Source organism: Acinetobacter sp. YH12027 (genome assembly GCF_013420085.1).
Lineage (GTDB): Bacteria > Pseudomonadota > Gammaproteobacteria > Pseudomonadales > Moraxellaceae > Acinetobacter > Acinetobacter amyesii.
The window spans coordinates 1-22,743 of the sequence record NZ_VOYW01000003.1 but is presented as its reverse complement, the minus strand read 5'-3'; the positions used below and the strand labels follow the sequence as shown (position 1 = coordinate 22,743).

Annotated in this window: 16 protein-coding genes; 12 read left to right on the top strand and 4 right to left on the bottom strand. The window is 40.6% G+C overall.

Annotation, left to right across the window (positions count from 1 at the left end):
- Positions 1 to 182: 182 nt before the first annotated feature.
- The gene (gltA, locus tag FTT94_RS00680; protein ID WP_078189909.1) at positions 183 to 1,460 is read right to left on the bottom strand and encodes a citrate synthase; all 1,278 of its coding nucleotides are present in this window, start codon (positions 1,458 to 1,460) and stop codon (positions 183 to 185) included.
- Positions 1,461 to 2,487: 1,027 nt separating this feature from the next.
- Here gltA and sdhC point away from each other — a divergent pair.
- The 9 genes from sdhC (at position 2,488) to sucD (ending at position 14,482) form a co-directional block, all read left to right on the top strand.
- Positions 2,488 to 2,886 (top strand): succinate dehydrogenase, cytochrome b556 subunit, encoded by a 399-nt coding sequence (gene sdhC, locus FTT94_RS00675; protein WP_078189908.1) that lies wholly within the window; start codon positions 2,488 to 2,490, stop codon positions 2,884 to 2,886.
- Complete coding sequence (gene sdhD, locus FTT94_RS00670) at positions 2,886 to 3,251, top strand: succinate dehydrogenase, hydrophobic membrane anchor protein (RefSeq protein WP_078189907.1); 366 nt, start codon at positions 2,886 to 2,888, stop codon at positions 3,249 to 3,251. The genes sdhC and sdhD overlap by 1 nt, the downstream gene beginning before the upstream one ends.
- A 12-nt stretch (positions 3,252 to 3,263) precedes the next feature.
- Positions 3,264 to 5,162: a succinate dehydrogenase flavoprotein subunit gene (sdhA, locus tag FTT94_RS00665; RefSeq protein ID WP_180170037.1), complete on the top strand. Its 1,899-nt coding sequence runs from the start codon at positions 3,264 to 3,266 to the stop codon at positions 5,160 to 5,162.
- A 14-nt stretch (positions 5,163 to 5,176) separates the two neighbouring features.
- Entirely contained in the window at positions 5,177 to 5,884 is a 708-nt protein-coding gene (locus tag FTT94_RS00660; protein ID WP_078189905.1) for a succinate dehydrogenase iron-sulfur subunit, read from the top strand.
- Between the two features lie 796 nt (positions 5,885 to 6,680).
- Positions 6,681 to 9,503 (top strand): 2-oxoglutarate dehydrogenase E1 component, encoded by a 2,823-nt coding sequence (locus FTT94_RS00655; protein WP_180116863.1) that lies wholly within the window; start codon positions 6,681 to 6,683, stop codon positions 9,501 to 9,503.
- Positions 9,504 to 9,519: 16 nt separating this feature from the next.
- A complete protein-coding gene (gene odhB / locus FTT94_RS00650) occupies positions 9,520 to 10,737 on the top strand; it encodes a 2-oxoglutarate dehydrogenase complex dihydrolipoyllysine-residue succinyltransferase (RefSeq protein ID WP_078189904.1) in 1,218 nt (405 codons plus the stop codon).
- 61 nt (positions 10,738 to 10,798) lie between these two features.
- Positions 10,799 to 12,229: a dihydrolipoyl dehydrogenase gene (lpdA, locus tag FTT94_RS00645; protein ID WP_078189903.1), complete on the top strand. Its 1,431-nt coding sequence runs from the start codon at positions 10,799 to 10,801 to the stop codon at positions 12,227 to 12,229.
- A 182-nt stretch (positions 12,230 to 12,411) separates the two neighbouring features.
- Entirely contained in the window at positions 12,412 to 13,578 is a 1,167-nt protein-coding gene (gene sucC / locus FTT94_RS00640) for an ADP-forming succinate--CoA ligase subunit beta (RefSeq protein WP_168379216.1), read from the top strand.
- 13 nt (positions 13,579 to 13,591) lie between these two features.
- On the top strand, positions 13,592 to 14,482 hold the full coding sequence (sucD, locus tag FTT94_RS00635) for a succinate--CoA ligase subunit alpha (RefSeq protein ID WP_168379215.1): 891 nt from the start codon (positions 13,592 to 13,594) through the stop codon (positions 14,480 to 14,482).
- Between the two features lie 1,014 nt (positions 14,483 to 15,496).
- On the opposite strand, the gene FTT94_RS00630 is transcribed toward sucD, so the two are convergent.
- From FTT94_RS00630 to FTT94_RS00620, 3 genes are all read right to left on the bottom strand, one after another.
- A complete protein-coding gene (locus FTT94_RS00630; RefSeq protein ID WP_180011015.1) occupies positions 15,497 to 17,209 on the bottom strand; it encodes a flotillin family protein in 1,713 nt (570 codons plus the stop codon).
- Between the two features lie 176 nt (positions 17,210 to 17,385).
- Positions 17,386 to 18,024: a YqiJ family protein gene (locus FTT94_RS00625; RefSeq protein ID WP_180007473.1), complete on the bottom strand. Its 639-nt coding sequence runs from the start codon at positions 18,022 to 18,024 to the stop codon at positions 17,386 to 17,388.
- Positions 18,025 to 18,488: 464 nt separating this feature from the next.
- A complete protein-coding gene (locus tag FTT94_RS00620) occupies positions 18,489 to 19,031 on the bottom strand; it encodes a hypothetical protein (protein ID WP_180049124.1) in 543 nt (180 codons plus the stop codon).
- A 321-nt stretch (positions 19,032 to 19,352) separates the two neighbouring features.
- Between FTT94_RS00620 and cysD the strand changes: the two genes are divergently transcribed.
- The 3 genes from cysD to FTT94_RS00605 all read left to right on the top strand — a co-directional run.
- The gene (gene cysD, locus FTT94_RS00615; RefSeq protein WP_078189893.1) at positions 19,353 to 20,267 is read left to right on the top strand and encodes a sulfate adenylyltransferase subunit CysD; all 915 of its coding nucleotides are present in this window, start codon (positions 19,353 to 19,355) and stop codon (positions 20,265 to 20,267) included.
- A 165-nt stretch (positions 20,268 to 20,432) separates the two neighbouring features.
- A complete protein-coding gene (cysN, locus tag FTT94_RS00610) occupies positions 20,433 to 22,046 on the top strand; it encodes a sulfate adenylyltransferase subunit CysN (protein ID WP_180170036.1) in 1,614 nt (537 codons plus the stop codon).
- 157 nt (positions 22,047 to 22,203) lie between these two features.
- Positions 22,204 to 22,743, top strand: a 540-nt coding sequence (locus tag FTT94_RS00605; protein ID WP_180105380.1) for a GIY-YIG nuclease family protein, incomplete at its 3' end; no start/stop codon positions are given.

The window sequence follows — 22,743 nt, the reverse complement described above, 5'->3', positions numbered from 1 at the left end:
TGGCGATTTAAAATACACTCAGCAATAAACAGCATACTTTATAACTTGTGAGACATCGTTTTATCTAATGATTGAGTTGAAAAATCAGTCAGATGGGGCTGTTTTAAAGTGCAAAATAAATCTAGCTGCATAAAAAAACCGCCCCAAAGGGACGGTTTTTAGATTCGCACAATTCTTTCGAATTAACGACCTTGGATATCGCGTTGAGTTTCGCCAGTGTAAAGCTGACGAGGACGACCGATTTTGTAAGGTGCGCTGTGCATTTCTAACCAGTGGCTGATCCAACCAACAGTACGTGCAAGAGCGAAGATTACTGTAAACATTTCTGTTGGGATACCAATCGCTTTAAGGATGATACCTGAGTAGAAGTCTACGTTAGGGTATAGGTTACGTTTGATGAAGTATTCGTCAGAAAGCGCAATACGTTCAAGTTCCATAGCCAAAGCAAGTTGTGGATCGTTGATACCAAGTGCAGTTAACACTTCGTCACAAGTCTCTTTCATTACTTTCGCACGTGGATCGAAGTTTTTGTAAACTCGGTGACCGAAGCCCATAAGTTTAACTTCTTTAGTTTTCACTTTTTCCATGAACGGAGCAACGTTTTCTACAGTGCCGATTTCATCAAGCATCTTAAGAACAGCTTCGTTCGCGCCGCCATGAGCAGGTCCCCATAGAGCCGCGATACCCGCAGCGATACATGCGTATGGGTTAGCGCCAGTAGAACCAGCAAGACGTACTGTAGAAGTAGACGCGTTTTGTTCGTGGTCAGCATGAAGCGTGAAGATACGGTCCATTGCTTTAGCAAGAATAGGGTCAACTTTGTAATCACGGTCTGCAGGAGTAGCAAACATCATGTACAAGAAGTTTTCTGCGTAGCTTAAGTCGTTACGTGGGTAAACGAATGGTTGGCCTACTGTGTATTTGTAAGTCCAAGCAGCTAAAGTAGGAACTTTAGCGATTAAGCGAATAGCAGTGATTTCGCGGTGGTCAATGTTTTCAACATCGAAACCGTTGTGATAGAACGCAGAAAGCGCACCAACAACACCACACATGATCGCCATAGGGTGAGCGTCACGACGGAAACCATTGAAGAAACGGCCAACTTGATCGTGAACCATAGTGTGGTTACGAACTTTAGCATCGAATTCTTGTTTTTGTTCAGCAGTAGGAAGCTCGCCGTTCAAAAGAAGGTAGCAAGTTTCTAAGTAGTCTGCTTTAGTAGCAAGCTGGTCGATTGGGTAGCCACGGTGTAGAAGAACACCTTTACCGCCGTCAATGAAAGTGATTTTAGATTCACAAGCAGCCGTTGAGACAAAACCAGGATCAAAAGTAAAGTGACCTGCGGCCAACACATCTTTAACGTCAATTACATCTGGGCCTAGAGTGCCACTGTAAATTGGTAAGTCAATTTCTTTGCCATCAAGCTGTAAAACGGCTTTTTTGCCAGTTGCTTCAGACATTCAATAGATCTCCTGTCCTGGTGAATGTTTTATCTGACTCAGTACTAATCTTTTAATGCGAGAATCAGACGGATCAAAAATTTGCTCTAAGATTAGAGGGAACTGAAATTTTGTCAATTATACTTATGGATATAAATTGAGGATCATTGATTGAAATGAAGCACAATTCATCCGCTTAAAAAATGAGTAAAATCACAGTGCCGACGCAGTATAATAAGTCAAATTGCAGGGGAGGTGCAGATTAAAAAAAGCCTATTGCCTTAATTGTAAGCAATTTTTAATTCTTAAAAACTCTGAAACAAATATGAATTACAAGACCGCTATTTCATTAAATTATTATAATTTTCGTAACTTACACACATCTGTGGCTCTAAATTGCTGTTTTCTTATTTATAATTAAAACGACTTAATCGCCCTTAAAAAAAAGTTCGTTTGGTTAAAAAATAGTTAATTAAACGCCTTAAACAGCCTAATAAATGATCATTTTTGTCATTGGAATGGGAAATAATGGTGTTTTATTGAACGGATTTGCTGTTGCTGAGATTTTTATGCACAGACTAAGTACTTATTTCGTTTCATGATCTTTGAGTTTTATCATTTGAGAAAATGATGCACATTTATTTTTATGATTAAGGCTTGGCGAATGTGCTGGAAGATTTTAAAATGTAGTGGGAAAAGAAAGATTTAGATTTGTTCATCTTTAGTCTAAAAGTTTAAATCACCATATACACACAAAAACAATAAATGAAATTTACATTTAACTGATTAAAACCAACAAGATAGTCTGATTTTCTTAGATAAATAAGGTATTTGTTTTTAGAAAAGTTATTGTTAATGATTCTTATTTAAGGATATTTTGCAAAATTCCTAATTGTCTTCGTTTGTGTTTTGAAAGTTCACGTTTTATAATTCCCTGTCGTTTATAAGATCAGACAGCTGCAGAGTTTATTATATTGTAATGTCTGACTATGCTAGCTTTCCTACGAATTAATTCCAACAAACTCCGGATGGAGTTTTTACTTACAGGATGCCCGCTGTGAAAAGCAACAGACCTGTCAATTTGTCCATGGGTCAAGTTTTAGAAGTAAACTTAAAATCCCCTGTGGCTATTGCATCAATTTTACACCGTCTATCAGGTGTTATCGTATTTTTACTCGTACCGGTCCTTCTTTGGATTTTAGACAAATCTCTATCTTCACCTGAAGGTTTTGCGCAAGTTCAGGCTGTGTTTGACAGCTTTATTGTGCGTTTTGTCGTATGGGTATTTGTAGCCGGCTTAATTTATCACCTTATCGGTGGTATCAAGCATCTATTTGCAGATCTTGGCGTTGCTGAAGAACTTCAAAGTGGTCGTATCGCAGCTACTATTTCATTGATCTTGTCTGCAATCGGTATTGTTGCAGCATTTGTATGGATTGTTCTCTAATGAAAAGTGCTACAGGTTTAACAGGATCAGGTTCACGCGATTGGTTTATCCAACGTGTAAGTGCCGTTGTATTGGCTGTTTATACTATTGTTGTACTGGGCTGGATCCTTTGCAATAGCGGATTCACTTTTGAGCAATGGTATGGCTTTATGATGACAACACCAATGAAGATTTTATCTTTATTGTCTGTCTTATCTCTTGTTGCGCATGCTTGGATTGGTATGTGGCAAGTATTCACTGACTATGTGACTACTCGTCAAATGGGTCCTTCAGCAAACGGTCTGCGTTTAGTGCTGACTTCTGCAGTGATTGTTGCAGTATTTGCATACGCGATCTGGGCGATCCAGATTTTTTGGGCAAATTGATAGGAAGATATCATGGGCGCTATAACCCCTAAAGAAGATTACACAAATATTCCACACCAAACTTTCGATGCAGTCATCGTTGGTGGTGGTGGTTCAGGTATGCGTGCTTCTTACCAACTTGCTCAAGCTGGTTTGAAAGTTGCTGTACTGACTAAAGTATTCCCAACTCGTTCACACACTGTTGCAGCGCAGGGTGGTATTGGTGCATCTCTTGGTAACATGCAAGAAGATAACTGGCACTACCACTTCTACGACACAGTTAAAGGTTCTGACTGGTTAGGTGACCAAGACGCAATTGAGTTTATGACTCGTGAAGCGCCTCAAGTTGTATATGAGCTTGAACACCTAGGTATGCCATTTGACCGTAACGCTGACGGTACAATTTACCAACGTCCGTTTGGTGGTCATGCTGCGAACTATGGTGAAAAACCAGTTCCACGTGCATGTGCTGCTGCCGACCGTACAGGTCACGCACTTCTTCACACGCTTTATCAAAGCAACGTGAAAATGGGTACTCAATTCTTCGTAGAATGGATCGCACTTGATTTGATCCGTAACGAAGCAGGCGATGTACTTGGTGTGACAGCAATTGACCAAGAAACGGGTAAAATTGCAGTATTCCAAGGTAAAGCTACATTGTTTGCTACTGGTGGTGCTGGTCGAGTTTACCGTGCATCTACTAACGCTTATATCAACACTGGTGACGGTCTTGGTATGGCAGCTCGTGCAGGTATTCCATTACAAGATATGGAATTCTGGCAATTCCACCCAACAGGTGTTGCGGGCGCAGGCGTATTGTTGACAGAAGGTTGTCGTGGTGAAGGTGCGATCCTTCGTAACGATGCTGGTGAGCCGTTCATGGAACGTTATGCTCCGACACTTAAAGACTTGGCACCTCGTGACTTCGTATCACGCTCTATGGACCAAGAAATTAAAGAAGGTCGTGGCTGTGGTCCTAAGAAAGACTACATCTTGCTTGATATGACGCATCTTGGTGCTGAAACAATCATGAAACGTCTTCCATCTGTATTTGAGATTGGTAAGAAATTCGCGAACGTTGACATCACTAAAGAGCCAATTCCTGTAGTACCTACAATCCATTACCAAATGGGTGGTATTCCTACAAATATTCATGGTCAAGTGGTTGTTCCTGTATCTCGTGAAACTGAAGCTTTGGTTGCGAACTACAATAAAGAAACTGGTGTGTACTCACACAATGCGGGTGACCGTGATTTCACTAAACCAGTGAAAGGTTTCTATGCAATCGGTGAATGTTCATGTGTATCTGTACACGGTGCAAACCGTCTAGGTACAAACTCATTGCTTGACTTGGTTGTATTTGGTAAAGCTGCTGGTGAACATATTGTTGACTACGTAACTAAACACCACGGTGATGAATACGCTCCATTACCTACAACTGTTCTTGAAAACACTTTGAATCGTGTTCGTCATCTTGATGAATCTACTTCTGGTGAAAATGCTCAAGAAGTTGCAGATGCAATCCGTGACATCGTTCAAGACCACGCTGGTGTATTCCGTACATCTGCACTTCTTGAAGAAGGCGTGAAACAGATTCTTGCGATCGAACCACGTGTACGCAACATTCACTTGAAAGACAAATCTAAAGTATTTAACACAGCACGTGTTGAAGCTCTAGAAGTTGAAAACTTGTATGAAGTTGCAAAAGCGACACTGATTTCTGCAGCTGCACGTAAAGAATGTCGTGGTGCGCATACAGTGGTAGATTTCGAATTACCACCTGATCATGCTGACTACCCATACGGCCGTCGTGATGATGAGTGGATGAAACACACTTTATGGTTCTCTGTAGATAACCGTCTTGAGTACAAACCAGTACGTTACAAGCCTTTATCTGTAGATGCTATTCCACCTAAACCACGTACATTCTAATTGGGAGAAGTAAGATGAGTAGAGGTACTCGTACATTTAATATCTACCGCTACGATCCTGATAAGGATGCAGCTCCGTACATGCAAACTTTTAAACTAGAGTTGACTGACAAGCACCGTATGTTGCTTGATGCGCTTCTAGCATTAAAAGTACAAGACGAATCATTAACATTCCGTCGTTCATGTCGTGAAGGTATTTGTGGTTCTGATGGTGTAAACATCAATGGTAAAAATGGTTTAGCGTGTCTTTGGAACCTAAACGACTTACCAGAAGTGATTACAATTCGTCCACTTCCAGGTCTTCCAGTAATTAAAGACTTGGTTGTAGATATGAATCAGTTCTACGATCAGTACAATAAAATCCATCCGTTCCTAATCAACAATCAGCCTGCGCCTCCTAAAGAGCGTTTGCAGTCTCCTGAAGAGCGTGAACACTTAGATGGTTTGTACGAATGTATTCTTTGTGCATGTTGTTCAACTTCATGCCCATCATTCTGGTGGAACCCAGACAAGTTCTTGGGTCCATCAGCATTGTTGAACGCATATCGCTTCATCATTGACTCTCGTGATACAGCAACTCAAGAGCGTTTGGCTCGTCTTGACGACCCATTCTCATTGTTCCGTTGTAAAGGTATCATGAACTGTGTATCTGTATGTCCTAAGGGTCTTAACCCAACTAAAGCAATCGGTCACATCCGTAATATGCTTTTAGATCTAGGTTAATAGATTTAGCAGTAAAAAGAAGCGCACCATTGGGTGCGCTTTTTTTTGTCATATATAAAAGTGATGATAGTGAAAGTTATTCACTGTCATTGCTGACTGCTTTAAATGGATTTAATAGAAACGTAGTGAATTAAAGGTATAAAGCGATAGATAAATGGTTATTTATTGATGAAACGCTCGTACAAGTCTGTCAAAAGGATTAGAAGATGTTATTATGTAACGTAGTAAAAAGAGAGAGGATAGGAATGTCAGCTCTCTTTTGTTTTTGTATATGAGATGAGGGAAAAATCGAACGTAGACTTTTGTCTTAATTGAAAGATCATTTTATATGTAGCACCATATCATAGATGAAAATACAAACAGTGTATTTCGCTAATTTATGAGAGGTATGTGTCAAAAAAATCAATTGAAAATGCTCGAACGTGTTAGCATTTAAAGCATCACTATATGTAAAAAATGACTTTGAATTAGGTACATTTTTTCTACAATTTAAGCGCTGTAGACGGTATATAAATGTTAATAAAGTCGCTTTAGAAAAGATAATGGTGCAAATTTTATTTTTTCTAAGACGATTTGCAAAAATTGCCCGATTTATGTCGGGTATTTCTCAATGAGTAATGATGCCGCTGAGGGCGTTATTGTTCATTAATCACATTGGGTAATCCTAATGTAGTGATAACGCCTCAAGGCTTAAGCCTAATGGGGACTAATGTCATATTACCAATTTGACATTACTAATCATGGGTTCGCTTAAAAAGCATCCTGAAATGTTTTGCAATAGGAAATGGGTCCACAAATGCAAGAAGTTGCTGACGCACTGCGTCTTGACACTGAACTTAGCGCTGACAGTGCAGCGTATATTGAAGAACTTTATGAGCAGTATCTAACGGCTCCAGACTCAGTAGAGGCTGATTGGCGTGAATACTTCGATAAATTCCCGAAAGGTGATCAACCACACAGCAATGTACGTGAGCAATTCCTATTATTAGGCCGTAATTCAAGCCGTGTTCAGCCAGTAGTGCAAAGTGCAGTAAGTTCTGAGCATGAACGCCGTCAAATCGGTGTATTACAGTTGATCGCTGCATACCGTAACCGTGGTCATCAAAACGCAAAATTAGATCCACTTGGTCTTGCAAAACGTGAAATCGTGCCTGATCTAGATCTTGCTGCGCACGGTCTAACTCAGTCTGACTTAGATACTGTGTTTAATACAGGTAACCTTGCAATCGGTAAGTCTGAAGCAACACTTGGTGAAATGGTTCAAGCAATGGAAGCAACTTATACTGCTTCAATTGGTGTTGAATACATGCACATTGTTGATACAAAAGAAAAACGTTGGATTCAACAACGCCTTGAAGGTACTCGTGGTCAATTTGGCTACACTGCAGACCAGAAAAAACACATCCTTGAACGTCTAACTGCAGCTGAAGGCCTAGAAAAATATCTTGGTAACAAATTCGTTGGTGCGAAACGTTTCGGTGTTGAGGGTGGTGAATCTTTCATTCCTATGGTGAATGAACTTATTCAACGCGCAGGTTCAGTAGGCTGTAAAGAAGTGGTTATCGGTATGCCTCACCGTGGCCGTTTAAACCTTCTTGTAAACATCATGGGTAAAAACCCAGCTGATCTATTTGGTGAGTTCGAAGGTAAATCTCTGCATAAAAAAGGCTCTGGTGACGTTAAATACCACCAAGGTTTCTCTTCAAACGTAATGACTCCGGGTGGCGAAGTTCACTTGGCATTAGCGTTTAACCCATCACACTTAGAAATCGTTGGACCTGTAGTAGAAGGTTCTGTACGCGCACGTCAAGTACGTCGTAAAGATATTGGTGGTGATGATGTATTACCAATCATCGTTCACGGTGATGCTGCATTTGCAGGTCAAGGTGTAAACCAAGAAACTTTCCAAATGTCACAAACTCGCGGTTATACCGTGGGTGGTACAGTTCATATCGTCGTGAACAACCAAGTTGGTTTCACAACGTCTGACCCACGTGATGCGCGTTCTACAGAATACTGTACTGACATCGCGAAAATGATCCAAGCACCGATCTTCCATGTGAACGGTGATGATCCTGAATCTGTATTATTTGTTTCTCAATTGGCACACGATTTCCGTCATACATTCCGTAAAGACGTTGTAATCGATATGTTCTGCTACCGTCGTCGTGGTCATAACGAAGCCGACGAGCCAGCTGCAACTCAGCCAATGATGTATCAAATCATCAATAAAAAAGCGACTACACGTACGCTTTATGCTGACAAGCTTGTACAAGAAGGTGTTCTTGATCGTGCTTCTGCTGATGCAATGGTTGAACAGTATCGTTCTGACCTTGAAGCAGGTAAACACGTTGCAAATGCGTTGGTACTTGAGCCAAATACAAAAATGTTTGTGGACTGGAAACCTTACCTAGGCCACGAATACACAGACAAATGGGATACCACTTTCCCAATCGAACGTCTAAAAGAGCTTGGTGCGAAAATGCGCGAGCTTCCAGAAGGCTTCGTGATGCAACGTCAGGTTGCTAAAGTGATTGATGACCGTCTGAAAATGCAGACTGGTGAAATGCCATTGAACTGGGGTGCTGCTGAAACATTAGCTTACGCGTCTCTTCTAGATGAAGGTTTCCTTGTTCGTTTAACAGGTGAAGACGTTGGTCGTGGTACATTCTCACACCGTCATGCAAAACTTCATAACCAAGTAGATGGTTCAACTTACATTCCATTATGTAACTTGAAAGAAAACCAACCGCGTACTGCAATTTATGACTCATTATTGTCAGAAATGGCGGTTCTTGCATTCGAATATGGTTATGCAACGACACTTCCAAAGAGCCTTATCATTTGGGAAGCGCAATTTGGTGACTTCGCAAACTGTGCGCAGGTTGTAATCGATCAGTTCATCGCGTCTGGCGAAACGAAGTGGGAACGTGTATGCGGTCTGACTATGCTTCTTCCACATGGCTTTGAAGGTCAAGGTCCTGAGCATTCATCAGCTCGTTTAGAGCGTTTCTTACAGCTATGTGCTGAAGAAAACATGCAAGTGATCACACCGACTACACCAGCGCAGATTTACCATGCGATGCGTCGTCAAGCACTTCGTCCAATCCGTAAACCAATGATCGTGACTTCACCGAAGTCTCTTCTTCGTCACAAACTTGCAACGTCTACATTAGAAGAACTTGCAAATGGTTCATTCCAAACTGTGATCGATGAAATCGACAATATCAACAAGTCAGACGTAACTCGTCTAGTGCTTTGTGGTGGTAAGGTTTACTACGACTTACTTGAAAAACGTCGTGAAAAAGAATTGAACAACACAGCAATCGTTCGTATTGAACAATTGTATCCGTACCCAGAAGCACGTCTTGCTGAAGTTCTTGCACAATATCCAAACGTTAAAGAATTGGTTTGGGCTCAAGAAGAACCGAAGAACCAAGGTGCATGGTTATTCATCGCTCCTCGTCTGTATGACGACGTGATGAAAGCGGGCAAACAAGTTCGTATTAGTTATGCAGGTCGTGAAGCTTCTGCTGCACCGGCTTGTGGTTCACCATATTTGCACGCAAAACAACAAGCTCAGCTCGTAAATGATGCTTTAGCTATCGTAGCTGAATAACAGGAGATTCTTAATAATGGCAACCGAAATTAAAGCACCGGTATTCCCAGAGTCAGTTGCTGACGGTACAGTTGCAACTTGGCACAAACAACCAGGTGAAGCAGTATCACGTGACGAAGTGATTTGTGATATTGAAACAGATAAAGTTGTTTTAGAAGTTGTAGCTCCTGCTGACGGTACTATTACTGCAATCGTTAAAAACGAAGGCGATACAGTTCTTTCTGCTGAAGTGATCGCGACTTTTGAAGAAGGTGCTGCTTCTGGCGCTGCTCAAACTCAAGCTGTTCAATCAGAAGAGAAAGTAGAACAAGCTGCTGCGCAAACTCAAGCGGGTGCTGCTCCTGTTGTTGAACGTGCTCAACCTGTTGCTGATCAAGCTCCTGCAGTGCGAAAAGCATTGACTGAGTCTGGTATTGCTGCTGCTGACGTTGCTGGCACTGGCCGTGGCGGTCGCATCACTAAAGAAGATGTTGCTAACCACCAAGCTAAACCAGCTGCTCCTGCTGCTGCGCCATTAAGCGTTGCTGTTGGTGAACGTATCGAAAAACGTGTTCCTATGACTCGTCTTCGTAAGCGTGTTGCTGAACGTCTACTTGCTGCAACTCAAGAAACAGCAATGTTGACTACGTTCAACGAAGTAAACATGAAACCAATCATGGAAATGCGTGCGCAATACAAAGATGCTTTTGAAAAGCGTCATGGTGCACGTCTTGGCTTCATGTCATTCTTCGTTAAAGCGGCAACTGAAGCACTTAAACGCTACCCAGCTGTAAACGCTTCGATTGATGGCAATGACATCGTTTACCACGGTTTCTACGACATCGGTGTTGCTGTATCAAGTGACCGTGGTCTAGTGGTTCCAGTTCTTCGTGATACTGACCGCATGAACTATGCTGAAGTTGAAAACGGTATCCGTGCTTACGCTGGTAAAGCGCGTGATGGTAAATTGGGTATCGAAGATATGACTGGCGGTACATTCACTATTACTAATGGTGGTACTTTCGGTTCATTGCTTTCTACACCGATCTTAAATACGCCACAAACAGCGATTTTGGGTATGCATAAAATCCAAGAACGTCCTATGGCTGTAAATGGTCAAGTTGAAATCTTGCCAATGATGTACTTAGCGCTTTCTTATGACCACCGTCTAATCGATGGTAAAGAAGCAGTAGGCTTCCTTGTAACAATCAAAGAATTGTTAGAAGAACCAGCTAAGCTAATCCTTGATCTTTAATACTTCAGAATAATGCAATGGGCTTAGAGCGATCCTCTTAAGCCCATTTTTGGAGATACACATGTCTCAATTTGATTTAGTTGTTATTGGTGGCGGTCCTGGTGGTTATGAAGCTGCTATCCGCGCTGCTCAATTAGGCTTTAAAGTAGCTTGTATTGAAAAACGTATTCATAAAGGTAAACCATCTTTAGGTGGTACTTGCTTAAACGTGGGTTGTATCCCATCTAAAGCATTACTTGATTCATCTCACCGTTATGAAGATACCGTTCATCACTTAGATGACCACGGTATTACAACAGGTGAAGTGAAATTTGATCTTGCAAAATTGCTTGATCGTAAAGACAAAATTGTTAACCAGTTAACAATGGGTATCGATGGCCTACTTAAAGGCAACGGTATCGAATGGTTAAAAGGTACAGGTAAATTACTTGCAGGTAAGAAAGTTGAGTTTGTATCTCACGAAGGTGAAACTCAAATTTTAGAACCTAAATATGTAATCCTTGCATCGGGTTCTGTGCCAGTAAATATTCCAGTTGCTCCTGTAGATCAAGACATTATTGTTGACTCTACTGGCGCGCTTGAGTTCCCAGAAGTGCCTAAACGTCTTGGCGTAATTGGCGCGGGTGTCATTGGTCTAGAGCTTGGTTCTGTTTGGCGTCGTCTAGGTGCTGAAGTTGTTGTATTTGAAGCAATGGACGCATTCTTACCAATGGCTGATAAAGCTTTGGCAAAAGACTACCAAAAAGTATTGACTAAACAAGGTCTTGATATCCGTGTTGGCGCTAAAGTTGCTGGTACAGAAGTGAATGGCCGTGAAGTTACGGTTAAGTACACGCAAGGTGGCGAAGACAAAACTCAAACTTTCGATAAGTTGATCGTTTGTGTTGGCCGTAAAGCATATGCAGAAGGTTTATTGGCTGAAGATTCAGGCATTAAACTTACTGAACGCGGTCTAGTTGAAGTAAACGATTGGTGTGCAACTTCGGTTGAAGGCGTATACGCAATTGGTGACTTGGTACGTGGTCCAATGCTTGCACATAAAGCAATGGAAGAAGGCGTAATGGCTGTTGAACGTATGCACGGTCACGCAGCTCAAGTGAACTACGACACAATCATCTCTGTCATCTACACACACCCAGAAGCGGCGTGGGTTGGTTTAACAGAAGAGCAAGCGAAAGAAAAAGGCCATGAAGTGAAGACTGGTCAATTTGGCTTTGCTGCGAATGGTCGTGCAATGGCTGCTGGTGAAAACGCAGGCTTTGTTAAGTTTGTTGCTGATGCGAAAACAGATCGTCTACTTGGTATGCACGTGATTGGACCTGCAGCGTCTGATATCGTACACCAAGGTATGATTGCACTTGAGTTTGTATCAAGTGTTGAAGACCTGCAGTTAATGACTTTTGGTCACCCGACATTCTCTGAAGTCGTTCATGAGGCGGCACTTGCAGTCGATGGACGTGCGATTCACGCGATTCAGCGTAAACGTAAATAAGATGTAAAAAGAGCGGCTTAGGCCGCTCTTTTTTGTTTCAGATGGTTGTTTTAATTTGAATAATCATCTAAAAATAAAGATAAGAAATATTTTAAGATTTTAAAAATGGTTAAAGCTGCTTTGACGGATGTCTGGGCTTTAATGGGTCATAACAAAGCGAAAAAACAGTAAAAGGTTGTTCAATGAATCTACACGAATATCAAGCTAAAGCGTTATTAAAAAAATATGGTATGCCGGTGCAAGAAGGCGTATTTGTAACCACTGCAGAAGAAGCAGTCAAAGCTTTTGAGCAGCTGGGCGGTAAATTTGCAGTGTTGAAAGCGCAAGTCCATGCTGGGGGCCGCGGTAAAGCAGGCGGCGTGAAAGTGGTAAAATCTGCGCAAGAAGCCACTGATTATGTGAACCAAATGGTCGGTTCACGCTTAGTTACTTATCAAACAGATGCATTAGGTCAGCCAGTCAGTGGTATTTTGGTGTCTGAAGATGTCTATCCTGTAGAGCGTGAATTGTACCTAGGTGCTGTGGTTGACCGTTCTAGCCGCCGTGTGACCTTTATGGCATCGACTGAAGGTGGTGTGGAAATTGAGAAAGTTGCAGAAGAAACCCCAGAAAAAATTATTAAAGTTGAAGTTGATCCTTTAGTTGGATTGTTACCATTCCAAGCACGTGAAGTGGCATTTGCTTTAAACCTAAAAGATGGTCAAGTGAATCAATTTGTCAAAATCATGTCTGCTGCCTATCAAGCATTCATTGAAAATGATTTTGCTTTATTTGAAATTAACCCGTTATCTGTACGTGAAAATGGCGAGATTTTATGTGTGGATGCAAAAATTGGCATCGATTCAAATGCCTTATACCGTTTACCTGAAATCGCAGCGTTACGTGATAAATCGCAAGAAAATGAGCGTGAGCTGAAAGCATCAGAATTTGATTTGAACTATGTTGCCTTAGAAGGCAATATTGGTTGTATGGTCAATGGTGCTGGCCTAGCGATGGCAACCATGGACATCATTAAACTCTATGGTGGTCAACCTGCAAACTTCCTAGATGTAGGAGGCGGCGCGACCAAAGAACGCGTAATTGAAGCCTTTAAAATCATTTTGGCCGATAGTTCTGTACAAGGTGTATTAATCAACATTTTTGGTGGGATTGTACGTTGTGACATGATTGCTGAAGCAATTATTGCAGCGGTTCAAGAAGTAAATGTGACTGTACCTGTGGTTGTTCGTTTAGAAGGGAACAATGCAGAGTTGGGTGCAAAATTACTTGATGAATCAGGTTTGAAATTGATTTCTGCAAATGGCTTGGCCGATGCTGCAGAAAAAATCGTTGCTGCGGTAAAAGGCTAAGGGAGTAGAGATCATGAGCGTATTAGTTAATAAAGACACCAAAGTATTGGTACAAGGTTTTACCGGTAAAAACGGCACATTTCATTCAGAACAATCTATTGCTTACGGCACAAAAGTGGTTGGTGGGGTGACTCCGGGTAAAGGCGGTACACAACATTTGAATCTGCCCGTATTCAATACCATGAAAGAAGCGGTACGTGAAACGGGTGCAACGGCAACCTCGATTTATGTACCGGCACCATTTGTCCTAGATTCAATTATTGAATCGATTGATTCAGGTGTTGAGCTGATTGTGGTGATCACTGAAGGTGTGCCGACACTCGATATGCTAAAAGCTAAACGTTACCTAGAAACCTATGGCAATAACGCACGCTTAATTGGGCCAAACTGTCCAGGGATTATTACCCCAGGTGAATGTAAGATCGGTATTATGCCGGGGCATATTCATCAACCAGGTAAAATCGGCATTATCTCGCGTTCAGGGACGTTAACCTATGAAGCTGTAGCGCAAACCACCAAGCTGGGACTAGGTCAGTCTACCTGTATTGGGATCGGTGGTGACCCTATTCCGGGTATGAACCAAATTGATTGCTTAAAGCTGTTCCAAGACGACCCGCAAACTGAAGCGATCATCATGATTGGTGAGATTGGTGGTACAGCAGAAGAAGAAGCAGCTGAATATATCCAGTCGAATGTTACAAAGCCTGTTGTTGGTTATATCGCGGGTGTAACTGCACCTAAAGGTAAACGTATGGGGCATGCAGGGGCAATCATTTCGGGCGGTAAAGGCACAGCTGAAGAGAAATTCGCTGCCTTTGAAAAAGCGGGTATGGCTTATACCCGTAGTCCTGCTGAATTAGGTTCGACCATGTACGAAGTGCTGAAAGGAAAAGGTTTGGTTTAATCGCCATACTTAAACATCAAAAGAGAATCTTCGGATTCTCTTTTTTTTTTACGCAAAAAAAAGCGTATTTCAGCCGCTATGCAAAAGCCATAAGGGCATGGCTATGTGTTCTGCTTTGGGGTGCAGTGACGCTGCATAAACGGATGGAATATTGGTTGTTCAATAACTATGAAATGTAAAGAACACATAATAATCCGAATATGTGATGATTGCGGGGATGGTCATAGGTTTATGATTTTTAAAAATAATTTCGTATAGCGTGCAGTATATTGATTTTAGGGAAAATAACTAATTTAATTGAGATTTTTAATGGATCTTTATCATCAAAGAGCTTTTTTACTTGGATGAAGCCTAATATTTTCAATAGAAATTATTTTATTTGTAATTTTCTCAAGCCTTATACAAAGGATGGTAGATCAGGAATATGAGAAGGGGGAGCTTTAAAATTGGTGAAATTTGCTATCTCAGTGATGAAATTTTTTTAAGAAAATCTACATGAGCATATACATCTATAGTCAGCTATTATTTTTTAGTTGATGGTTTGAAGTGCAAAAACCTTGTTAGGCCCTATTTTCAATTTAATAAGCAATTTCCAAGTTTTATAAAAACAATAGATAGAACAAAATGTTATCGAGCTGAATATATAGAAGTAAATATCTTATTCTGTAAGATGAGAAGGATATATCAATTAATTGATTTTAAATATTTTATTTCATAATTTTATGCTGTTTGCTCTATAGCTTCTAAATGAGTATTTTTATGAAATACGCCATTTGTTCATTGATTTAACATCAGGCTGTGATGCGAAATATAAATGTCAGAAACCATTAAAAGCGCTCTGATAAGACAGAAAATGTTGTTCATTTCTTTGGGAGATTGTATGCCCATAAGTACAAGTATCTAAGCCATAAAAAAGCAGTGCGGACACTGCTTTTTTAATTCATTTAGAATGTGTTGCTCAAGCAATCACTTCTGAATAAAGAGATTTGATGGAGCCCTATCTCAATCAAAAACTTAGTTTTTGCTGGTTTTTAAGCTCTGAGTTAAACCGTTAATATCGCCACCTTGGATACCAAGTTCACTCATCAAGCTATCAATTAGTGGGGCCTGGCTGCGGTAGCGTAAGGCACTATTCACCACTTGGTCTGATAAGGCAACATTGCCGCTGCCTTCGTGGTGAGCATCACCTTGGCAAGAACCTGCATGACCACCATTTAGACCATTTACTTGCAAAATCTTAATGTCATCAATGTTTTCCATTGGTTTAACACTTTCGCGAATGATTTCTGGTAAGTATTTCAGCATCGCTAAACGAATTTGCATTTCAACCTGTTCAGATGACAATACGTTGTTTGCTTCGTTCACTGCACGTGTACCTTCAGCATCAACTTGGTATTGTTTTTCCATCGCTTGAGCCAAGAGAACTTTTGCGTCAGCTTCACCTTTGGCTTTTAAGCGAACTTTTTCAGCTTCGGCTTCAGCTGCAATACGAATCGCTTCTGCATCATCTGCGGCTGCTTGTTTACCCGCTTCAGCCGCGACAGTAATGGCAATCGCATCTTTCTCCGCTTTTTCTTTCGCAGAGACCAATTCAACAGCTTTTTGACGTTCAGCTTGTTGGATTTGACGAACGGTAATGACTTCTTCTTCGGCTTTTACCGCTTGAGCACGGGCTTGATCGGCATGCGCTTTAGCTTCAGATTCAGCACGAGATTTTTCTGCAATAGCAATGGCACGGTCTTGCTCAGCCAACTCAATGGTTTTCTTTTGTTCCACTTGGGCTTGCTGAATAATTTGTGACTTTTGAATATTTTGATTTTCAACGTCACGTGCAGCAGTAATACGCTTTAAGTCAACTTCACGTTCAGCAGCAATACGCGCTTCTTCGGCTTCACGTTTTTTCGAAGCTTCTTGTGATGCAATTTCTGCAAGCTGTTCTGCACGACGAACTGAAATTTCACGTTCTTGTTGCAGTTTTGCATATTCTTCTTCACGCAAAATTTGTAGACGTGCTTGTTCTGCTTCTAAGTTCTTGGTCTTAATCGCAAGATCTGCATCTTGTTCAATCGCATTACGTTTACGACGACGGTCTTCAATGGTTTCTGTCAGTTTAGTTAAACCTTCAGCATCGAACGCATTTTGTGGGTTAAAGTATTTAAAGCCTGTTTGGTCTAAGCCAGTTAATGAAACGGTTTCAAGTTCCAAACCGTTTTTATGTAAATCTTCAGACACCACTTGCTGAACTTTTTGAACGAAGTCGACACGTTTTTCATGCAATTCTTCCATCGCCATTTCTGCGGCAACTGCACGTAGAGAGTCAACGAATTTACCTTCGACCAAATTTTTAAGCTCATTTGGTGACATGGTCTTTTGACCTAACGTTTGTGCTGCTGTAGCAATCGAATCTGCGGTTGGTTTCACACGGACATAGAACTCCGCCATCACGTCGACACGCATACGGTCACGTGTAATCAGCGCTTGGTCATCTGCACGGCGAACTTCAAGACGTAGGGTGTTCATATTGACAGGGATAATTTCATGCAGCACCGGAAGCACAATAGCACCGCCACCTAAAATCACTTTTTCACCGCCGAAGCCTGTACGCACAAATGAAATTTCTTTACTTGAGCGACGATAAAGTCGAGCAATAATAAAACCAATAAAAATAAGTGCGGCAAAAATTATCCCGACTGAAACAAGGATACCGCTTGGAATAATGTCTAACATGGACGTTTATCTCTTTTGTTGTAGTTCAAGTTAACCCTCTAAAGTGCTAACAAGTTTGGTTTAAAAATCAGTATTTTGTTGACTCATCATGACTTCGAGATTTGCTGAACGTATGACGCGTTAAATGTATTTATATGTTGTTTGAAGAACTGATCGAGCATCAATTCATTCAAAATTTAGAGCATGGTGGCTTGAAAGCCTACATTTGTTTTTTGGGTTAAAACCACTGATTGACCTTGGCTGAAAATTTCATCTTGTTCAGGTTCAACCAAAATATAATGGGTCAATCCGTGTTGATCTTTAACTTTGGCTTGAGCAGGAGACTGTGGTCGTGCATCACCCAAAATGATCGTGGCCGTTCTACCGATCAATTCATCACTATAAATGGCGGTTGTTTCATCTTGCGGTAAAATACGGGCAATGAGCATTGCGCTAAAACGTACGAAGGGCATGCACAGAAAAATACAGGCTGGTGCAATAATCCATGCACTGAACATCATACTGGTCATTTGGTTAACGATGGCTTGAATAGCAAAGCCCAACAAACTATAGACACATAAGAAAATGATGAGCCATACAAACAGTGGAATACGACCCAAATACAACCAATCGAGCACACGTGTCACGATACCTGCATCGGCATCTACACCTAGCTCTGCATTATGACCAACATCCTCAGGTAGGAATTGATCTAAGAAGCCTTGAGAACCACCCCCTAAAATTGTTAACACAATCTCAAAAAGTCCAAACAAGAACATTAAGCAGAGACTGATGCTAAACACGATATTAGACGGGTGAGTAAACAATTCCCACATTATATTTATCTCTATATTTATGCTTATAAAAAATCAAAAAAAATAATTCTGGCCGAATTTTTTTCAGTAAATAAAATAACATTATCTGTCGAAATTGTGTAAAAAAATTACAGATCAGATTAACAAAAAGTCGGCTTTTATGTGAGCTATTACTAAGTTTTTCTTTAAAAATAGTTGATCAATTAAATCAGGATTATCTAAATCTAAAATGAATAGCACTTCTACTTTACCCATTTAAGATTTAAGTCATTGTGATCAATCAAATTTTCAGTCTAATTGCAGATATATAAGTGGTCGTGCTCAAGGGAGAGAAATGGCCTGTTAAACGGCACAGAAAACAATGTTAGGAAATGTAAATTTATAAGCGTCACAGCAGTGCTGAGGGCTTTGCCGTGACTTTCGATGTCATATGAAGATTTGAACTGGCGTTCAATAGAGCGCTTTTTAGTAAGCTTTAACCCTTTTTATAACAATGAAGTTTGAATGCGTACTTTCATATCTAAAGCCGCTTGAACAATAAAGGTTTTCATCCACTTCACTTGTTCGCCCATCGGATTGGTTTTAATCGCAGTGTCTAAAAAGCCCATGCTTTCAAGTTGAAACAATTGTTTTTCGATCTCTTCTTCTAACTGGGTGCTATTGGCTGCGAGCGGGAAATGGATTAAGTGAAATGCTTTGGGAAAATTATAAAAAGCATAGAGCAGATTAAATGCACGTTGATCGGCCTTTAAATTGCCAGCGCCAATTTCGTAGCCGCGATCTTGGTTACTGTGAGTCACCCCAATCAAAAACTCGAGTTTATTGTCCAAAAGTCGTAGGCCGAACTGAAGGCCAATTTGGTCAGCACTCAGCTCATGTTGTATAAAGTTATTCAGCGGGCTGCCGTCATCATTTAGGGCTTCTTGGAGCACGAGGATGTGTGAAGAATGCTGATAAATATAGCCAGCAAGACCTGCGGCTTCAATCAGCGACTTTAAGGTTTCAAGCGTATAGTGACTATATGGCATATCAATAACTATTGGAGAGTGATATAGCTACTTTAGGTACTTTGAGCGAGTTTGAATACCGATTGTTTAGAGGATTTAGCGATTAGTTAATTGATAAAAAATTGCGTAAAATTACGGATCTCGGACTAGAATAATAATGAAATTGATAATTCTATCGTATTAAATTAATTAAAATTGATAAGCAGTATCAGACAATTTGTATATGACGAATAAGAATATCAATATCACAAAACAAGCAATCGTTATGAAAGCTTAATCACTATAATGTATATATATCTTTAAAAGTGTAATAAGTACACATATTCTAAGCTGGTGTTGTCCATGTCATTAAATGAGGAAAGACTTACTCATCTTAAACAGCTTGAAGCTGAGAGTATTCATATCATCCGTGAAGTTGCTGCTGAGTTCGAAAACCCAGTCATGCTGTATTCAATCGGTAAAGATTCAGCGGTCATGCTGCATCTTGCTTTAAAAGCATTCTATCCTGCCAAACTTCCATTCCCACTACTGCATGTAGACACGGGTTGGAAATTTAAAGACATGATTACTTTCCGTGACAACATGGCAAAAGAGCATGGCTTTGATTTGATCGTGCATCAAAACAAAGAAGGTAAAGACGCAGGCGTGAATCCGTTCGATTACGGTAGCTCAAAATATACTGACATTATGAAAACTCAAGGCTTAAAACAAGCACTTGATAAATATCAGTTTGATGCGGCTTTTGGTGGTGCGCGCCGTGACGAAGAGAAATCTCGTGCCAAAGAACGTGTTTACTCATTCCGTGATACCAAACACCGTTGGGACCCTAAAAACCAACGTCCTGAACTTTGGAATCTTTACAACGGTAAAGTAAACAAAGGCGAAAGTATTCGTGTGTTCCCATTGTCGAACTGGACTGAGTTGGATATTTGGCAATACATCTACCTTGAAAATATTAAATTGGTTCCTTTGTACTTGGCTGCTGAACGTCCAGTGGTTGAGCGTAACGGTACACTGATCATGGTTGATGATGAGCGTATGCGTTTGAACGAAGGTGAAGTGCCACAAATGAAATCGGTGCGTTTCCGTACTTTAGGTTGTTACCCATTAACTGGTGCGGTTGAATCAACTGCAACAACTTTACCGGAAATTATCCAAGAGATGCTTTTAGCCACCACATCTGAACGTCAAGGTCGTATGATCGACCATGATGAAGCAGGTTCGATGGAAAAGAAAAAGCAGGAAGGTTACTTCTAAGAATCTCATAATCTCCCTTGCGCAGCAGTGCTGCTCACCCTCTTTACTAAAGAGGGGGAACTCCCGAGAAAGAACGGAGCAAAGTCTCCCTTTCTTAAAGGGAGATTTAGAGGGATTAAAAAGATTCAGAAACCGATTTCAAAAGAATATGTGGAGCTTTGAGCAATGTCTCATCAATCAGATTTAATTAGCCAAGACATCTTGGCGTATTTAAAACAACACGAAAATAAAGACCTTCTACGTTTCCTCACTTGCGGTAACGTGGATGATGGTAAATCGACTCTAATTGGTCGTTTACTTTACGATTCAAAATTGATTTATGAAGATCAATTGCAAGCCGTGACTCGTGACTCTAAAAAAGTCGGTACTACGGGTGATGCGCCTGACTTGGCTTTACTTGTAGATGGTCTGCAAGCGGAACGTGAGCAGGGTATTACCATTGACGTGGCTTACCGTTATTTCTCTACAGAAAAACGTAAGTTCATCATTGCTGACACCCCAGGGCATGAGCAGTACACACGTAACATGGCAACTGGTGCGTCGACTGCCGACCTTGCGATCATCTTGATTGATGCGCGTTATGGCGTTCAAACGCAAACTCGTCGTCACTCATTTATTGCGAGTCTTTTGGGTATTCGTAATATCGTGGTTGCAGTGAACAAAATGGACTTGGTTGAATTCTCTGAAGCGCGCTTTAATGAAATTCAAGCAGAGTACAACGAGTTCGTAAACCAATTGGGCGACCGTAAACCTGCGAACATTATCTTCACGCCTATTTCTGCGTTGAATGGTGATAACGTTGTAAACAAATCGCCAAATACGCCGTGGTACCAAGGTCAGACTTTAATGGAGACTTTGGAAACTGTTGAAATTTCGCATGATACGAGCAAGCACGAATTCCGTTTCCCTGTTCAATATGTCAACCGTCCGAACCTCGACTTCCGTGGCTTCTGCGGTACGATTGCACTTGGTGAAGTAAAAGTTAGCGATACCATTACTGCATTACCATCTGGTAAGTCTTCGACTGTTAAAGAAATCGTGACTTTTGACGGTAACTTAGACAATGCTGTTGCAGGTCAAGCGGTAACACTTACGTTAAATGATGAAATTGATATTTCACGCGGTAACGTGTTGGTTAAAGCAGGCGAACAGCCATTAATTTCACGTTCTGCACGTGCCTCTGTGGTATGGATGACAGAGGCGCCTTTAGTGGTTGGCAAACTGTATAACGTGAAGTTTGGTACACAAACTATTCCTGCCAAAGTTGCGAAAATTAACTACCGTACCAATGTAAACACATTGGAAAAAACGGAAGTTGAACAGCTTGAACTGAATGCGATTGCAGATGTAACGATTGAGTTTGATGCGCCAGTGGTATTTGACCGCTATCAAGACAGCCGTTACACAGGTTCATTTATCTTCATTGATCGTTTAAACAACGTAACTGTTGGTGCGGGTATGGTTGAGTCTGCAGTGGAATGGACTGCACACAACGAGCCTGTAACTGCTGAAGCGCGTGCTGCACGTTTAGGTCAAAAACCTGCTGCGGTCACAGTATCGAAAGCTGCACTTGAAAATGTACAAGCACTAGAAAGCTTGTTGATTCAGCAAGGTGTAGTTGCGATTGCGAAAGCTGGTTTAACTGTAGAGCAAGTTGCACTTGTACGTGAAACAGGTGTGGTTGTGATTACAGATAGTGCTGAAGGTACTGATGTGACTTATGCATTCGAGACTGCTGAAGAAGTTGCTGAGAAAATTGTTGAGTTGGTTCGTCTATAATAGATTGAATTGATTTAAAAAAGACCCGCCGCAAGGCGGGTTTTTTTATTAGGAAATGAATATATAATTTAAAAAGTGCTTATGTTTTAATCAAAAAAACAAATATTATTTCGTGGTAATCTATTGTAAATAAACAATATAAAATCAAAAGGGTTGTATGAATATTAGGCAAAAACTTATTGATGTTGGTTTTAAAAATGTGGGGTTCTGGAATATTGGGAGCAGTAAGGAATTAATTTATAAGTTAAATTATTCATCTGGTGTAGAAAATATACTGTATGCGTTTATAGAGAATAATGAATTGCTCTATATTGGTAAAACTACACAAAATTTAGATAATAGGTTTAAAGGTTATCTAAAGCCAGGTCGTACCCAAACTACAAATATTCGAAATAATTTTGAATTAACTAGATTGATTAGCATGGGCAAGGTCATTGAAATTTGGTTATTTGAAGATGTTGGATTAATGAAATATGGAGGGTTTAAGCTTAATCTAGCTGCTGGTTTGGAAGATAGTTTGATAAAAGAATTGAAACCTAAGTGGAATGGGAATAGGTTCAAAATCAATGAAATCAATGAAATCAATGAAATCAATGAAATCAATGAAATCAATGAAATCAATGAAATCAATGAAATCAATGAAATCAATGAAATCAATGAAATCAATGAAATCAATGAAATCAATGAAATCAATGAA

Excerpts from the sequence above, each read along its gene's own strand:
- FTT94_RS00660 (WP_078189905.1), top strand. The coding sequence starts at position 5,177 with ATGAGTAGAGGTACTCGTACATTTAATATCTACCGCTACGATCCTGAT.
- FTT94_RS00625 (WP_180007473.1), bottom strand. The coding sequence starts at position 18,024 with ATGTGGGAATTGTTTACTCACCCGTCTAATATCGTGTTTAGCATCAGT.
- FTT94_RS00655 (WP_180116863.1), top strand. The coding sequence starts at position 6,681 with ATGCAAGAAGTTGCTGACGCACTGCGTCTTGACACTGAACTTAGCGCT.
- cysD (WP_078189893.1), top strand. The coding sequence starts at position 19,353 with ATGTCATTAAATGAGGAAAGACTTACTCATCTTAAACAGCTTGAAGCT.
- sucC (WP_168379216.1), top strand. The coding sequence starts at position 12,412 with ATGAATCTACACGAATATCAAGCTAAAGCGTTATTAAAAAAATATGGT.
- sdhD (WP_078189907.1), top strand. The coding sequence starts at position 2,886 with ATGAAAAGTGCTACAGGTTTAACAGGATCAGGTTCACGCGATTGGTTT.
- sucD (WP_168379215.1), top strand. The coding sequence starts at position 13,592 with ATGAGCGTATTAGTTAATAAAGACACCAAAGTATTGGTACAAGGTTTT.
- odhB (WP_078189904.1), top strand. The coding sequence starts at position 9,520 with ATGGCAACCGAAATTAAAGCACCGGTATTCCCAGAGTCAGTTGCTGAC.
- gltA (WP_078189909.1), bottom strand. The coding sequence starts at position 1,460 with ATGTCTGAAGCAACTGGCAAAAAAGCCGTTTTACAGCTTGATGGCAAA.
- FTT94_RS00620 (WP_180049124.1), bottom strand. The coding sequence starts at position 19,031 with ATGCCATATAGTCACTATACGCTTGAAACCTTAAAGTCGCTGATTGAA.
- lpdA (WP_078189903.1), top strand. The coding sequence starts at position 10,799 with ATGTCTCAATTTGATTTAGTTGTTATTGGTGGCGGTCCTGGTGGTTAT.
- sdhC (WP_078189908.1), top strand. The coding sequence starts at position 2,488 with ATGCCCGCTGTGAAAAGCAACAGACCTGTCAATTTGTCCATGGGTCAA.
- cysN (WP_180170036.1), top strand. The coding sequence starts at position 20,433 with ATGTCTCATCAATCAGATTTAATTAGCCAAGACATCTTGGCGTATTTA.
- FTT94_RS00630 (WP_180011015.1), bottom strand. The coding sequence starts at position 17,209 with ATGTTAGACATTATTCCAAGCGGTATCCTTGTTTCAGTCGGGATAATT.
- sdhA (WP_180170037.1), top strand. The coding sequence starts at position 3,264 with ATGGGCGCTATAACCCCTAAAGAAGATTACACAAATATTCCACACCAA.